The sequence below is a fragment of the Streptomyces beihaiensis genome (assembly GCF_026274175.1).
Taxonomy (GTDB): Bacteria; Actinomycetota; Actinomycetes; order Streptomycetales; family Streptomycetaceae; genus Streptomyces; species Streptomyces beihaiensis.
Genome location: NZ_JAPHNL010000046.1, coordinates 1 through 14,670 on the forward strand (window position 1 = coordinate 1; position 14,670 = coordinate 14,670).

13 protein-coding genes and 1 pseudogene are annotated in these 14,670 nt (G+C 68.9%); 7 read left to right on the top strand and 7 right to left on the bottom strand.

The window, feature by feature from the left end; all coding sequences use genetic code 11:
* Positions 1–294: pseudogene (locus tag OFY01_RS06025) on the top strand (hypothetical protein); the annotation flags it as partial.
* A gap of 77 nt (positions 295–371) precedes the next feature.
* Here the strand turns inward: OFY01_RS06025 and OFY01_RS06030 are convergent.
* The 4 genes from OFY01_RS06030 to OFY01_RS06045 all read right to left on the bottom strand — a co-directional run bounded on the left by OFY01_RS06030 (position 372) and on the right by OFY01_RS06045 (position 3,624).
* Entirely contained in the window at positions 372–1,046 is a 675-nt protein-coding gene (locus OFY01_RS06030; protein WP_266597038.1) for a D-alanine--D-alanine ligase family protein, read from the bottom strand.
* Positions 1,043–1,840, bottom strand: a complete 798-nt coding sequence (gene dapF, locus OFY01_RS06035) for a diaminopimelate epimerase (protein ID WP_266597040.1) — start codon at positions 1,838–1,840, stop codon at positions 1,043–1,045. The genes OFY01_RS06030 and dapF overlap by 4 nt, the downstream gene beginning before the upstream one ends.
* A gap of 455 nt (positions 1,841–2,295) precedes the next feature.
* The gene (locus OFY01_RS06040) at positions 2,296–3,486 is read right to left on the bottom strand and encodes a methyltransferase domain-containing protein (RefSeq protein ID WP_266597042.1); all 1,191 of its coding nucleotides are present in this window, start codon (positions 3,484–3,486) and stop codon (positions 2,296–2,298) included.
* Positions 3,487–3,624 (bottom strand): hypothetical protein, encoded by a 138-nt coding sequence (locus OFY01_RS06045; RefSeq protein ID WP_266597044.1) that lies wholly within the window; start codon positions 3,622–3,624, stop codon positions 3,487–3,489.
* Positions 3,625–3,771: 147 nt separating this feature from the next.
* Here OFY01_RS06045 and OFY01_RS06050 point away from each other — a divergent pair, with 147 nt between their 5' ends.
* Positions 3,772–4,950, top strand: coding sequence for a helix-turn-helix domain-containing protein (locus tag OFY01_RS06050; protein WP_266597046.1), 1,179 nt, complete (start codon positions 3,772–3,774; stop codon positions 4,948–4,950).
* A gap of 305 nt (positions 4,951–5,255) precedes the next feature.
* Complete coding sequence (locus OFY01_RS06055; protein WP_266597048.1) at positions 5,256–5,510, top strand: hypothetical protein; 255 nt, start codon at positions 5,256–5,258, stop codon at positions 5,508–5,510.
* 107 nt (positions 5,511–5,617) lie between these two features.
* Here the strand turns inward: OFY01_RS06055 and OFY01_RS06060 are convergent, their stop codons facing one another.
* The gene (locus tag OFY01_RS06060; RefSeq protein WP_323135482.1) at positions 5,618–6,481 is read right to left on the bottom strand and encodes a S1 family serine peptidase; all 864 of its coding nucleotides are present in this window, start codon (positions 6,479–6,481) and stop codon (positions 5,618–5,620) included.
* 351 nt (positions 6,482–6,832) lie between these two features.
* Positions 6,833–7,330 carry a hypothetical protein gene (locus OFY01_RS06065; RefSeq protein ID WP_266597052.1) on the bottom strand — a complete coding sequence of 166 codons (498 nt, stop codon included), beginning with the start codon at positions 7,328–7,330 and terminating at the stop codon, positions 6,833–6,835.
* Positions 7,331–8,561: 1,231 nt separating this feature from the next.
* On the opposite strand from OFY01_RS06065, the gene OFY01_RS06070 reads away from it, so the two are divergent.
* The 4 genes from OFY01_RS06070 (at position 8,562) to leuE (ending at position 13,289) form a co-directional block, all read left to right on the top strand.
* Complete coding sequence (locus tag OFY01_RS06070; protein WP_266597054.1) at positions 8,562–9,260, top strand: RNA polymerase sigma factor; 699 nt, start codon at positions 8,562–8,564, stop codon at positions 9,258–9,260.
* Complete coding sequence (locus tag OFY01_RS06075; RefSeq protein WP_266597056.1) at positions 9,260–10,528, top strand: hypothetical protein; 1,269 nt, start codon at positions 9,260–9,262, stop codon at positions 10,526–10,528. Before OFY01_RS06070 ends, OFY01_RS06075 begins: the two co-directional genes overlap by 1 nt.
* A gap of 376 nt (positions 10,529–10,904) precedes the next feature.
* Positions 10,905–12,485 carry an acyl-CoA mutase large subunit family protein gene (locus tag OFY01_RS06080; RefSeq protein WP_266597058.1) on the top strand — a complete coding sequence of 527 codons (1,581 nt, stop codon included), beginning with the start codon at positions 10,905–10,907 and terminating at the stop codon, positions 12,483–12,485.
* Positions 12,486–12,632: 147 nt separating this feature from the next.
* Positions 12,633–13,289, top strand: coding sequence for a leucine efflux protein LeuE (leuE, locus tag OFY01_RS06085; protein WP_266597060.1), 657 nt, complete (start codon positions 12,633–12,635; stop codon positions 13,287–13,289).
* Here the strand turns inward: leuE and OFY01_RS06090 are convergent.
* Positions 13,272–14,429, bottom strand: a complete 1,158-nt coding sequence (locus OFY01_RS06090; protein ID WP_266597062.1) for an acyltransferase family protein — start codon at positions 14,427–14,429, stop codon at positions 13,272–13,274. The two genes, leuE and OFY01_RS06090, sit on opposite strands and share 18 nt — an antisense overlap.
* Between the last annotated feature and the right edge of the window lie 241 nt (positions 14,430–14,670).

The window sequence follows — 14,670 nt, forward strand, 5'->3', positions numbered from 1 at the left end:
ACCACCGCGCCCACCTCGGCCGGGCCGCCCCCGGCCGCCACGCCCGGTCGCCCGGGCCAGGCCAAGGACGAGGCCGCGCGGTGCCGTTCGTACGAGAACGGGCACGGGCTCAGCCGTGCCGACCGGGCCGCGGCGGGCTGCGACGAACCGGCCGCCGCGGAGCCGGCGGCCCCGGCGGCCGCCACATCGACAGCGGGCCCCGCCCCGACCGCGGCCCCGGTACCGTCCTCGGCACGTTCCGCCGCGGCGGCCGCCACCTCGCAGACCGGGCGGCACGGCCCCAAGCAGCCGTAGGCCGTGGTCGGCCGGGAGACCCGTGGGCGGGCCGTGAGCCTTGGGTGGGCCGTGAGTCGTGGAGTGGTCGTACGTCGTCAACGGCGGCAGCCGCCCCGGTCGTAGCCCGCATACGCGGGACGGCCGAGGTCGCCACCCCTGGCTGGAGTGAGGGTTAAATGATCCTCTGACCTGCGATTTTGTCGCGTGAGAGCCCTGTGGAAGTCGACCTCTTCGTGGACGAGGGCCATGCCGACGCTGGACCCTCCGAACGGAGGCTTCACCATGACCGTGTCGCCGCACCACTCGGCCGGGCCGCCGGACCAGACGCGCCAGTCGGGTGTGGGTACCTGGAGCGTCTCCATGACGCGTTTGCAGAGGATCTTGTCCGCCGCCACCGCCGAGGCGGCGACCCCGTTCCCGCAGTACGGCATGCGCAGGAAATCCATCAGGCCCTGAAGCCGCCCGTCCTCGCCGAAGGGGCCGTGCAGATTCGGCAGAGCCACGTCGTAGCGGACGAGCTCCTGGAGGAACCCCGGGTCGGTCGGGTCGAGGATCTTGAACCAGACACCCAGGCTTGCGAGCGACTCGGCGAGCGCGGTGCTCGACCTCTGCTCGACCGGGCACTTCGTGGAGTAGAGCTGGTCCTCGGCCGAGAGCGGACCGTACACGACGGCCACTTTGAGGCCCTGGTGCTCGCGCCTCCAGCCGCGCAGGCATCCGGTTGCCCGCTGAACGGACTCGGCGGTATCGGAATCGAGGAAGGTCGTCATGCGAGAACTCCTTCAAAGACCTGAGTGACGGGGCCGCCGACCCATTTCGTCTGTCGCCTGTCGTTGTGGGGGCGCACGACGAGCGGCTCGCCGGCGCGGTTGTGGACGGTCACTTCGCCGGGAGCGACGAGTCCCCTCATGGTGGCGATGACAACGGCTGCGACAGTGCCGCTGCCGCAGGAGAGCGTCTCGGCTTCTACGCCGCGCTCGTAGGTGCGGAGCTTGAGAGCCTGACGGCCGACGGATTGAACGAAGTTGACGTTCGTCCCGAGCGGGGCGAGGGCGGAGTGATGACGTACGAGACGTCCGACGAGCTCCGTGTCGATGGAGTCCACGTCGGAGACGACCGCGACGACATACTCGGTGCCCGTGTGAGCGCCGTCGAACCATGTCGGTCGGCCGTTGATGACGACTTGCACCACCCGGGGGTGGACGGACCCGACCTCGGCAGTGACCCAAACCGCGTCGTCGCCCACCATCGCCTGGTGATCGACTCCGGCCATCCGGAGCGTCATCTCCTGGTACCCGTAGTCGTGGCGCGCGGCCCATGCGCTGCACCGCAGTGCGTTGCCGCACATGGTGGCGATGCTGCCGTCCGCGTTGAAGCAGTCGACTTCAAGGTGCTGCGAGCCTTCACCGACCGGCCTGGACACGACGAGGCCGTCAGCGCCGACCCCGGTGCGGCGGGAGCAGAGGCGTTCAGCTTCCTTGGCCCAGTCCTCGTCGCTGCCAGGTGATGGGGCGGAAAGGAGGATGAAGTCGTTCCCTGCTCCGTGAATCTTCCGGAATTGCACAACAGGACTCTCCTTGGTCTCCTCGTGAGGCGATGAGTCTGCTGGTCATCGGCGGCCAGGGCTCAGGTGTCCCATGGCGGCCAATACCAGAAAGGTGCAGATCGTTCCCCAGACGAGGAGGGAGAGGATTCCGCCCCAGAACGGGCCATCCGCAGTGAAGTTCCACCGGTAGGTCGGCTTCATCAACCGCCGCCGGTACGCGGGGTGCTTCTTGACGGATGCCCCATGGCGGGAGGCAAGCTGGTTCCGGTCATGCATGAGGAGGTCCCTTCTTCCGCATTGGGTGATCGTGTGAGACCTGACCCGCCTACGACGTTCTTTGGCCGGACCGCGTAGGCGGGGCAGGGTCTTACCGGGTACCGCGTGTCGGTGCATTGGACAGTGGCCTGTTGCAGCGAGCGCAGTCGCCGCTTCCGTCGTCCCAAAGAACAACTGCGTGGCAGCGAGCACACGTTTCAGGCTTCGTTTTTCCCTCGCCTCGGCACCGGGCTGTCGGGCGAGTCGAGCCAGACGGTGAAATGGGGGCCTCCGGTCGTCGTCAGTCCGAAGCGCTCGAAGCCAGGACGCCCCTGCTCGTCCCACCAGCGCCACGACGCTTCCAACTCGTGCCACAGGCGGCGAGGACCGCACTGTGCAACCGCGTAACGGTCCTGGGCGGGCGCATAGTCGGCGGTGGCCCAACTGGCGCCGTCTGCGTCGCCGAGCCAGAGCCGGTACCAACCGTCCTCGCCGTACTCGACATGACAGAACAGATCCGGCACTTGAACGCCGATGGCGAACATGTGAATCCAGTCGCCCACGTCATCCGGACTCAGCTCCGTGATGTCCATCGAGGCGTCTGCCGGCCACTCCTGCCCGCACAGCCGGTCAGCGATCTGGGGGAACCGCTTGCGTTGCCGCGAAATGCGCATGAACGCCGACGACCGGGTGAGGTGCCCCTGAGCGATCCCGGACTCGTCGACCGTGAGCCGGGCGATCCCCTCGCCGCCGTAGCCGGGACCCCAGGGAGCGACGATGACGGCCCCCGGTTTGGCCTGCCCGATCCACTGTGAGGGGATCTCGCCGACCGAACAGGTTGCAATGATCCGGTCGTACGGAGACATCTTTCCGTACCCGTTCGTCCCATCACCGATGGCGATGTACGGAGCGAAGTCGCATTTGTAGAGCCGTCCCCGGGCCCCCTGCGCCAACTCGGGGTCGAGTTCGACGGTGAAGACGTTCTGGTCCCCGAGGCGATGGCACAAGAGGGCTGTGTTCCACCCGGTGCCCGTTCCGATCTCCAGTACGCGATGCCCCGGCTTCACATCCAGGTCGTGAAGCATCGAGAAGACCATCGTGGGCATGGACGAGGACGAGGTCGGCGTGCGTCCCCGGCGGTCTCCGTCGTACATGCCGCTGTCCCATTGGACCGTGATCGGAGCGTCGGACCAGACGGCCTGGCTCCACAGGTCCGGGTCTCGGGTGCGAAGAACTCGGTCGGTCTGACGGTTCATGCCCGCTCTGCCGGGCCAGATCCCGTCCGGGAGGAACTTGTCTCTCGGGCAGGCTTGGAAGGCCGACAGCCAATCGGAGGTGAGAACCCCCTTGCTGACCAGCTCAGCGGCAAGGGACTCTTGACTCGCTGGCGTCTTGGTCTCTTCGGTCATTTACCTACCGTCCGCCGGACCCTGGCCGTCGTTGGTGTTGCCGCCCTCGTCGGAACCGCCGCCGCCGTGCTTGTTCCCACTGTCCGAGTCGTCCTGGGGGTTGCCGCCATCCGTCGCCTTGAGCATCCACCAAGCCATCGTGATGCCTCCTTGTTGTGGTCGGCTTGCTGTCTGTAACTAGGGAACCGTGGAGGACCAAGATCAGTTAACACAATGCTTGCACAACTGCTATGAGCCAAGCTCTAGTTGGTGATGTCGGGCGTCTTGACATGGAAGAGTGGCTATATGGAGAGCACCCCTGCCGCTGGCGAGAACATCGCGGTTCTGCGTAAAGCCCGAGAGATGGCTCAGGCGAAACTTGCTCGGGAAGCGAAGATTTCGGTTTCGTACCTGACGAAGATCGAAACAGGGCTGCGGCCAGCTACACCGCCGGTGGTTGCGGCCATCGCGAAGGCTCTCCACGTACCCACGGCCCGGATCTACGGCCAACCATTCCTGGGGCCGTCAGAACAGGCCGACCTTCTCAACGACCTTCGCGGGGCCGTGCGTCGACACACGCTACCCAGGGAGGACACTCCACCGCTCGACGAGCTGACGGCCAACCTGAAGAACGCGGCCGACCTGCGCGCCGAAACTCGTTACCTTCAACTTCTGCGGATATTGCCCAGACTGCTCGGGCAGGCCACGGCCATTGCCCTTGATTCCAGGGGAGATAGCCAAGCCTGGGGGCAGGTGGCCGACCTCTACGGATGCGCCTACGCCGTAGCCCACCGCCTGGCTCAGCCCGATCTCGCCGACATGATCGTCTCCCGACAGCAATGGGCCGCACAGCAGACCTGGAACCCGACAGCCGAGGCCGCCGCAGCATGGAACGAGGCGGGCACCTTTCAATCGGCAGGGCAGTATGACGACGGGCTCGCGATCGTCGAACGAGCCATCTCGAAGTACGAAGCCGCCGGAGGAAACGGGCCAGAGCACGTCATAGCGCTCGGTTCCCTGCACCTGCGTGGAGTTGTCCTCGCCTCCCGCCACAAGGACAAGAACGCCACCGCGGATCATCTGCGTAGGGCGAAGGCGCTCGCCGGGCAGGTCGAGGGCGACCTCATGCGCCACAACCTCACCTTCGGCGCGGGAAACACGGCCCTCTACGAACTCGCGGCCCACATCGAGCTTGATCAGCCGAACAAGGCGACCGAGATGTCCGCCCCTCTGATGCAGACACCTCCGCCGGGCCTGAAGCCGAACCGCGTCGGGCGCCTCTACATCGACGTGAGCAGGGCGCGTCTGGCAACCAAAGACCTTCCAGGGGCGGAAGAGGCGTTGAAGAAGGCGTTCGAGGTTTCTCCGCAGATGGCGGAGATCCATCCGATGAGTCGGGAAGTGCTCCGCGTCCTGTTCGTCATGCACCAGCGGAGCCGCCCTGACCTGATGACGATGGCCAAGCGCACGGGGCTCGCCTCGTAGGTGCGCTCAGGTGCGGAGGGCGGCGTCGTACAGACAGTGGCTTTGTTCACGAGAACCGACAACAGATGTTCACGACTTTGGACGGCGGCCCAGGTGCCGCCGCGTTCGATTTCGCAGGGGGAATGTGGGGGTGCTGGTCTCGGTCGTCGGAGGGTGGTGCGCGCGCCGCTCCGTGCCGGGGCTCTGCCGGGAGGCTCGGCACGGAGCGGCCGAGGGGGGTGCCGGGTTCTGACGGCGCGCCGCCGCAGTGTCCAGCCATCTGCCCTGGGAGACTTTCCCGAATCGGACGAAAGGGAGCTACCTCGATGAACATGCCGTTCACCACCGTCCTGCGCTCTGCCGGGGAAGAGGCGGCCGCCGAGCACCGTGACGTGGAGTCTCTCGCCGTGCGCATGCCGGACGGCATCGAGATCAGTGCCTGGCTCGACGCCGACCAGGGTGTCCTGGTCCTGGAGGTCGAGGGCGACCCGCAAGCTCCTCACTTCCACGAGTTCGAGATCAGGCCCGGCGCGGCCAACCTGTTCTCCGTGAAGGCACATCGCCACCCGCGCCGACAGTAAGGCCGCGCCTTCGTCTTCGGGCGTCTGTCGGTGCGGTGACCGAGGCGGCGGTCCACACGGGTGCCGCAGGAAAGCGCTCTGCGGCACCCGTGGCCGGGGCGGGGCTGCTACTGCGAGGAGAGCCAGGCGTTGAAGTGGGCGGTGCTGCTGAGGATGGCGGGTGAGTCGGGCAGGCCGCAGCCGCGGCCTCCGGAGATGACGCCGACCACCGTGCCGTTGAGGATGGCCGGGCCGCCGGCGTCGCCGCGGCAGATGGCCTTGCTGCCGTCGGCGGGGCCCGCGCAGAACCGGCCGGTGGTGTCGAACGGGGTGAGGGGTGTGGAGTAGTCGGTGGCGCAGGTCTCGCTGGTGGTCACCGGCATCCGGGCGGCTTGCAGGCCCTCGGGCAGGGCCGTGGTGTCCGGCGCGGCGTGCCCCCAGCCCGCGAGGGTGAGGGACTGTCCCGGTGCCGGGTCGCTGGTGGCCAGTTTCGCGTAACGGACCCCGTTGTTCTCCGATGCTGCGGTGGCGAGGGTGAGGACACCGACGTCGTTCCTGAGGCTGGCGGCGTCGTAGCTCGGGTGGATCTTGATCGCGCTGACCGCGCTCTTGTTGGGGAGGCTGGAGCGGTTCGTCCCGCCCCAGGCCACCCGCAGCTTGGCGGAGGTCTGTCCGTCCAGGCAGTGGGCGGCCGTCACCACCTTGTGCGGGCCGCGCAGGAAGCCGCCGCAGATGTGGCGGAAACTGCCGCTCCAGCCCTGCGCCTGGATGCTGACCATGTACGGAGCGGTGTCCAGGGATGCGGCCTCGCCACCCGTGATGGCGTGAGCCGGGGCCGAGCCCGTAACCGCCAATCCGAAGACAGCCAGAGCAGAAACGATTGTCCTTCGCAGTAGCACCGCGAAACTCCTCAAGAACGGTGAACACCTGTATGTCGATGGCAGGACGTCGTCCTGCCATCGACATGAACGATCACGGGCCTGGCAGGTCACTTCGCGGCCATGCCCCCACGTGGCCGTCAGAGCTGAACACTCCCTGGGATCGGCAGCATCGGAGCCCTAGCGGGGGGCGCGTACCGGTTGGGCGGCGGCGTTCCCAGGCCGGTGTGGAGGCAATCGCACGACATGCCGGAGATCGACGCGGACGGAGCAAGCACGCCACCGTCAGACAGGAGGGCCTCATGTTGGTCGGTCGACTCGACATCACCGACCTGTGCAAGAGGCCCTCTGCCATGTGTCGCCCGCACAGCGATCACCCGAACGAGCCTGACTGGCAGGGGAGTTCGAGCAAGTCATATCCATCGGTCTGAGAGTCGCTTCTCAGGGGGCGGACGGTGTCCGGAACTACTCCACGCACATCGCCAACGCCTTGGAGGCGCCGTTCATCATCTCCGCTTTCCACGTGTTCGCCGTCTTCGCGTCCGGCGCGTTGGCCTGCTGCGCGTCAGTCACGTTGTTGTACAGGTTCGTGGAGGGCTTGGAGTCGGCGCCACCGCCGATGAGTGCCGTACCCTCCGGGCAAGTGGCACGGGCGATGCCACCGCTGTTCGCCCACTTCGAAGCGACGATCGTGGGCGTGGGCGCCCCGGGGGCGCACATGGCATACGCCCTGGCCTGGCCGTTGGTCAGCTGGACCTCCCAAGTGTTGGGCGTGTCCTCACTGGGTGCGTTCAGCTCCACGGAGTCGGTGTTCTGCTGGTAGCCGTTCCTGGTGTTGCGTGAGTCGAAGCCGCCGCCGACCAGCCCGGTGCCGGCCGGACACTTGGCAGTCGCTACCTCGTGCCTTTCCGACCAGCCCGACTCCACGATGGTGGGGGTCGGGGTCCGGTCAGACGCTGCCAACTGGTTGGCGAACGAAGCGGCAGGGGCAGAGCTTGAGTGGTCTGCCGGAGCGACCAGGATCGCCGCGACGGCTGCTCCTGCGACAGCGGCGATGGCGGACCGAGTAACGATGGACAACACAGCACGCTCCTGTGTGGGACGGCCGGAATTCCGGCGGTTTACAGGCAGAGGTATCGGTGACTTTGGCCCGGACTAGATCACGCACTGTGCGCGACGAACCGCGCAAACACCTGTCAGAAGAGCCGGAACGGCCAGAGCTCCAGCGAGCTCTTTGATGACGACCGTGGGCACGCCAACACACCTCCGCCACGAGAAACGGACATCAAGCACACCCTGCCCGCGAAGAACAGCAGTTGGCTGGGCGGCGTGCCCATGATGGCTATGCCCGGATGGGCAGCCACTCCGAGACACGGTCGTCGGCCTGAGGTCCACTCCAGCGAGTGACGATCAAGAACAAGCGTGTCTGGTGCCCGCAGTTGTCGTCGGCGCCTGGTCGCCTCGGATCGTGGGGTGCACCGTGGCAAGGTTGCTTCCCCTCCGCTGTGCGGGAGGCGCTGAGTACCTGGTCAGGACGGGTGTGGGGGCGACGGCGACTGATGCGGCCGTCGCGTGGTCGGTCGTAAACAAGATTCAGACCGTCACGGCCGGGGCTACCCGATCCTTGCGGGATCCGGTGCGAGAAGACTGACAGCCGTAGGAGTCGCCCACGGTGCGCCTGTCGGGCTCGATTCCCGCTCTCAGCAGGCGGGTTGTGAGCTTGATGGACGTGTACTGCTCCCGTGGTCGCTGTGGTGGACCAGCTCCCCGGGCAACGAGCAAAGCAGGAGCAACAGCCGCCCTCACCAACAGGCGGTCGGACGGCTCAGCGCATCGGCCTGGAGGGGATCGCGTGAGGTTCCGGACCGGTTGGTCACGGAGGTGGATGGCGCCGCACGTAGCCTCAGGTCAGGGCGGTAGATGCTGCGGAGACGGCCGGGGTCGCCACCCCCCACAGGAGAGACCCCGGCCGTCGCGCGGTACGGGTCGCGAGCGGCCCGTACTCTCTTCAGCGCCGGGCGTGCGGTTTCTGTCACACCGCTCTGTGTCACGTGATCGTCGCCCCTCGTACAGACATGGACGCCGGGCGTTTCAGGCCGTACCGTGCTGATTCGCGCCGCAGGCGCAGAATCGGGCGCGGGCAGACCGCCGGTGCCACGGGCGGCACGTCAACACGCCAGAACAGGGACAGGGAGTGCTGGGGGACGACGCGGAGCTGACCACCGCGGTGCTTGCGGCACAGGACGGGGACGAGACCGCGTTCCGGACTGTGTACCGCGCCGTGCACCCACGGCTGCTCGGATACATACGTACGCTCGTCGGCGATCCGGACGCCGAGGACGTCGCTTCGGAGGCATGGCTGCAGATCGCGCGCGACCTCGACCGGTTCGAGGGTGACGCCGACCGGTTCCGCGGCTGGGCCGCCAGGATCGCCCGCAACCGCGCCCTCGACCACATACGGATGAGGGGGCGCAGGCCCGCCATAGGCGGCGACGAGACCGAACTCACAGGCAAGCCCGCCCCCTCCGACACCGCCGACGAGGCGATCGAGACGCTCGCCACCGCGGACGCCATGGCGCTGATCGCCCGGCTCCCGCAGGACCAGGCCGAGGCCGTCGTGCTGCGCGTCGTCGTCGGGCTCGACGCCAAGACCGCCGCGCAGACCCTCGGCAAGCGCCCCGGCGCCGTCCGCACCGCCGCCCACCGCGGCCTCAAGAAGCTCGCCGAGCTGATCGGCGCCGAGGCGGCGGCCGGGCGGGGGAGTAGTGGCGACTCCCTCGACGGAGTGCCGCCACCGCGGCAACCGCAGCCGCCACATCAGTCCCGTACGACCACCACCGTGACGTCCGCCGGTGTGACGCATTCGCGTATGCGGACGCAGAAGGACATGTGATGGCCGACGAGCACTACAAGTGGCTGAACCGCGAGGCGGCGGAGCGTCTGCTGCGCGGGGAGCCCCTGAAGGCCGTCGAGAACGACGACAACGCTGCCCAGGCGCGGCAACTCGCCGCCGCGCTCGACGCGCTGGCCGCGCAGCGGTTCGCCGCCCCCGACACCTCTGACGCCTCCGTCACGAAGCCCTCGGCCGCCGGCACCGAACGTGCCGGCGCCGAGCTGCCGGGCGAGGAAGCCGCGCTGAAGGCGTTCCGCGACGCGCGGGCCGTGTCAGCCGTCGACGGCGCCGTGCGCGGCGCCGGTGGTGGCCGCGGTGCGCGCGGCGTACGCGCGTCCGGCGCGGGAGCGCGTCCCGGCGGGCCCCGGTGGACGCGGCCAATACGGTACGGGCTCGCGGCCGCCGTCGCCGCGTGCATGGTCGGCGGGGTCGCGGTCGCCGCGGGCGTCGGATTCCTGCCGTCGCCGTTCGGCGGCGGTGACGGGCCGACACCGGCCACGTCCGTGTCGCCCGCGGCGACCCAGGAACAGCCGCTCGCCTCCCCGTCGCCCGATCGGGCCGACGGCGGTGTGCCGGAGCGGCCCGACGGTTCGGCATCGTCCGACACCGGTGCCTCCGGCGACCCGGACCACCGGCGAGGAACCGGCGCGAACGACGACGGCGCCTCGAAGTCGCCCGGCGGCACCGCGGCGCCGGAGACCGGCAAGGGCTCCGACGCGCTCCACCGCCAACTGGTCGACGGCTGCCGCGACTACCGCGACGGCCGGCTCGGCACCGACGCCAAGCAGCGGTTGCGCGACGCCGCCCGCACGGCGGGCAACGCCACGGACGACCTCGGCCGCTTCTGCGACAAGGTGATCAGCCAGGTCGGCACGGAGCCCTCCGGCGGCTCCGACGGCGGCGGTTCGACTCGCTCGGGCGACACGGGCGGTGGCAAGGACGGGAAGTCCGCCAAGGACGGCAAGAGCAGCGACGAGGACGGAGAACACGGCCGTCGCAAGCACGCCCCCGTCCCGGTGGCCCCCGCCCCGGCCTCCGGCGAGCGGCCGGGCAAGAACCCCGGCACGGGTGGTCCCGGCCGGAGCCTCGTGAAGAAGCCCGGCAAGCCCGCCACTCACACGGCCGCGAGGCCGCCGAAGGCGCCGAAGGCACACCAACCGGTGAAGCCGGCCGTGGCGGTCAAGCCGGCCACGCCCACCGAGCGGTCCAAGCCGTCCAAGCTGTCTACGGCGTCCAAGGCGTCCAAGGCGTCACTCTCCGCGACCTGACGGCCGCGTCGAACGTTCGACGAACATCCGTCGAAAAAAGTTCAGCGACAGGTGTGACGTTTTCCGACCCCCCGGCGCAGTACTGAGTGAGCCGACTGGTCATCGGCCCGCGCACGAGCCGGGGTTCCCCCCGTACCTACGGCTCCGTGCCACTGGCGTGGGTGGGACACGTTCCCCCGGTCCCACCCACGCCGCTCAATCTCTCCCCCTTTCTCCTCTCTCCCGTTCTTCCGGTAGCTCTTCCGGTAACTCTGTGAGCAAGGTCCCAGCGTGGGCCCCTCCACTCGCCGCACGCCCGCCGCTACAGTCCGTCGCGAGGGTCGGCAATTACTTTCGAGTAACCGCAAGCAATCGGCAGATCGCTGGAGGCACAACCATGGCGCGCGAATCCGAGTCCGGACTGCCCATCGAGCCGGTGTACGGCCCGTCGGCTCTGGAGGGCTGGGACCCGGAGCAGAAGCTGGGCGAGCCGGGCGCCTACCCGTTCACCCGCGGCGTGTACCCGACGATGTACACCGGCCGTCCGTGGACCATGCGCCAGTACGCCGGGTTCGGCACGGCCACCGAGTCGAACGCCCGCTACAAGCAGCTGATCGCCAACGGCACGATGGGTCTGTCCGTCGCCTTCGACCTGCCGACCCAGATGGGCCACGACTCCGACGCGCCGATCGCGAGCGGCGAGGTCGGCAAGGTGGGCGTGGCGATCGACTCCATCGACGACATGCGGGTCCTGTTCGGCGGCATCCCGCTGGACAAGGTCTCGACGTCGATGACGATCAACGCCCCCGCCGCGCTGCTGCTGCTCCTCTACCAACTGGTCGCGGAGGAGCAGGGCGTGTCGGCGGACAAGCTGACCGGCACGATCCAGAACGACGTGCTCAAGGAGTACATCGCCCGCGGCACGTACATCTTCCCGCCCAAGCCCTCCCTCCGCCTGATCGCCGACATCTTCAAGTACTGCAAGGCCGAGATCCCGAAGTGGAACACCATCTCGATCTCGGGCTACCACATGGCGGAGGCCGGCGCCTCCCCCGCACAGGAGATCGCCTTCACCCTCGCGGACGGCATCCAGTACGTGCGCACGGCCATCGCCGCCGGGATGGACGTGGACGACTTCGCCCCGCGCCTCTCCTTCTTCTTCGTGGCGCGTACGACGATCCTGGAGGAGGTCGCCAAGTTCCGTGCGGCCAGGCGTATCTGGGCCCGTGTGATGAAGGAGGAGTTCGGCGCGAAGAACCCCAAGTCGCTCATGCTCCGGTTCCACACGCAGACGGCCGGGGTCCAGCTCACGGCCCAGCAGCCCGAGGTGAACCTGGTACGTGTGGCGGTCCAGGGCCTGGGCGCGGTCCTCGGCGGCACGCAGTCGCTGCACACGAACTCCTTCGACGAGGCGATCGCGCTGCCCACCGACAAGTCGGCCCGCCTCGCCCTGCGGACGCAGCAGGTCCTGGCCTACGAGACGGACGTGACGGCGACGGTCGACCCGTTCGCGGGCTCGTACGTCGTCGAGAAGATGACCGACGACGTGGAGGCGGCCGCCCTGGAGCTGATGGCCAAGGTCGAGGACCTCGGCGGCGCGGTCGACGCGATCGAGCGCGGCTTCCAGAAGTCCGAGATCGAGCGGTCCGCCTACCGGATCGCCCAGGAGACCGACTCCGGCGAGCGGGTCGTGGTCGGCGTCAACCGGTTCCAGCTCGACGAGGAGGAGCCCTACGAGCCGCTCCGCGTCGACCCGGCCATCGAGGCCCAGCAGGCCGAACGCCTCGCCAAGCTGCGCGCCGAGCGCGACCAGGGGGCGGTGGACGCGGCGCTGGCCGAGCTCAAGAAGGCCGCCGAGGGTGACGACAACGTTCTTTACCCGATGAAGGACGCGTTGCGCGCCCGCGCCACGGTCGGCGAGGTCTGCGACGCGCTGCGCGGGGTGTGGGGCACGTACGTTCCGTCGGACACCTTCTGAGCCCCGCGAGTCCCGAGGGCCCCGCGAGTCCCGAGGGCCCCGAGGGCCCCGAGGGCTCCGAGAGCCGGAGAAACGGCTCTGACCTGCTGGTTTTCAGTTCCTGAAACCCGAGGGCGGAGTGGCGCGCCGATATGCGACACTCCGCCCATGCTGGGTGTCATCGATCTGCCGACCTACCTCGCGGGCCTCGCCCTGATCATTCTTCTGCCGGGCCCGAACTCGCTGTACGTGGTGTCCGTCGCCGCCCGCCGCGGGATACGCACCGGCTACAAGGCCGCCGCGGGCGTGTGGTGCGGCGACACGGTCCTGATGACGCTGTCCGCGGCGGGCGTCGCGTCCCTGTTGCGGGCCAACGCGGTGCTGTTCGGCATCGTGAAGTACGCGGGTGCCGGATACCTCACCTGGCTCGCGGTCGGCATGCTGCGGGCCGCGTGGGGCATGTGGCGTACCCGCCGGGAGCGGCTCGCCGCCGACTCCGTCGCGGAGTCCGTGCCGCAGGCTCAGGAGCGGCCGCTGCGGCGCGCTTTCGTGATCAGCCTGCTCAACCCGAAGGCCATCTTGTTCTTCATCGCCTTCTTCGTGCAGTTCGTCGACCCGCACTACGCCTACCCGGCCCTGTCGTTCGTGGTCCTCGGCGCCTTCGCCCAGCTCGCCAGCGTGCTGTACCTCTCGACCCTCATCTTCGGCGGCACGAGGCTCGCGGCGGCCTTCCGCCGTCGCCGCCGTCTGTCGGCGGGCGCGACCTCGGCGGCGGGTGTCCTCTTCCTCGGCTTCGCCGTGAAGCTGTCACTGGCCGGCGCGTAGAGCTTCGGGAGCACGGTTCAGCGCGCCGCGCAGCCGCGGCGTCGCCCACCTCTCCACGTACCGGTTGAGCAGCCACGCGAGGAACAGCATCGCCGCCGCCGTCGCCAGGAACGTGGCCCAGGACGGCAGGCCCGCATGACGGTGCAGGGCGGCGATCACGACCCAGCCCAGGTGCTCGTGGACCAGGTAGAAGGGGTAGGTCAGCGCACCCGCGACCGTGAGCCAGCGCCAGTTCGCGCGGCGCGCCCAGCCGAGCGCCACGGCCGCCACCGCCGCGAAGCCGAACGTGACGATCGCGATGATCCAGAACGCGGAGCGGTACGAGAAGGCGTCCGGGGCCGGCCGGTGCCAGAGGTCGGCGACCGCGTAGTGCTGGCCGACGAGCCAGCTGACGGCGACAATGCCCCACGCCGTCGTGTCCCGGCGGTCGCGGTGCACCAGGTACAGGCCGATGCCGCCGATGAAGAACGGCGCGTACCGCGGCATCAGGACCAGGTCGAGGAGCGGCTCCCCGGACGCCTGCGCGATGGCCGCGCCCATCGTCCACAGCACGCAGAACATCACGACCCGGTGGCGGCTCGCGCCGGGCATGACGACGCACAGGGCGAACAGCGCGTAGAAGCGGATCTCCGCCCAAAGCGTCCAGTCCACGCCGAGGACACGGTGCGCGCCCACCGGCTGCTGGAGCAGCGTCAGGTTGGTCAGCGCGTCGCTGGGCGTGCCCGCCTTGTACGCCACCATCGGCAGCGCGAACACGGCCGTCACCAGCACCACCGCCACCCAGTAGGCGGGCATGAGGCGTGCGACGCGGGACGCGAAGAAGGCGCGCAGCGGGCGGCCCCAGCCGCTCATGCAGATCACGAAGCCGCTGATCACGAAGAAGATCTGCACGCCGAGGCAGCCGTAGGCGAAGGCGGAGTGCAGGCTCGGGAACTGCGTCGCCGGAGAACTCCCCCACGCGCGCGTGACGTCACCGCCCCGCCCGCCGTAGTGGTACGCCGCCACCATCAGCGCGGCGACCAGGCGGAGTCCGTCCAGCGCCCGCAGCCGCGAATGCGGGGCGGCCGACGGACTGGCTCCGTCTTGTCGCCGCGGCTGCCGCGGTGTTTCGGGCAGCGGCTTGACGGTCGTGCTGGTCACGTGAGTCCCCTCGGCGAGTGCTTCTCCAGGCGAGTCTCAGCAGGCTAGCCCCGGGACACGGCTGTATCCCGGGGCCGGTGGAACCGTTGGGCCGATGGTCCCGGCGAGTTCACCCGCGGGCCTCCTCCGGTTCGCGCTGTCTCGCGGGACCGCGCCCGGAGCGGTCGGATGCCACCAGCACCAGCACCAGCACCAGCACCAGCACCAGGGCAGCACCAGCACCAGCACAGCACCAACTGGG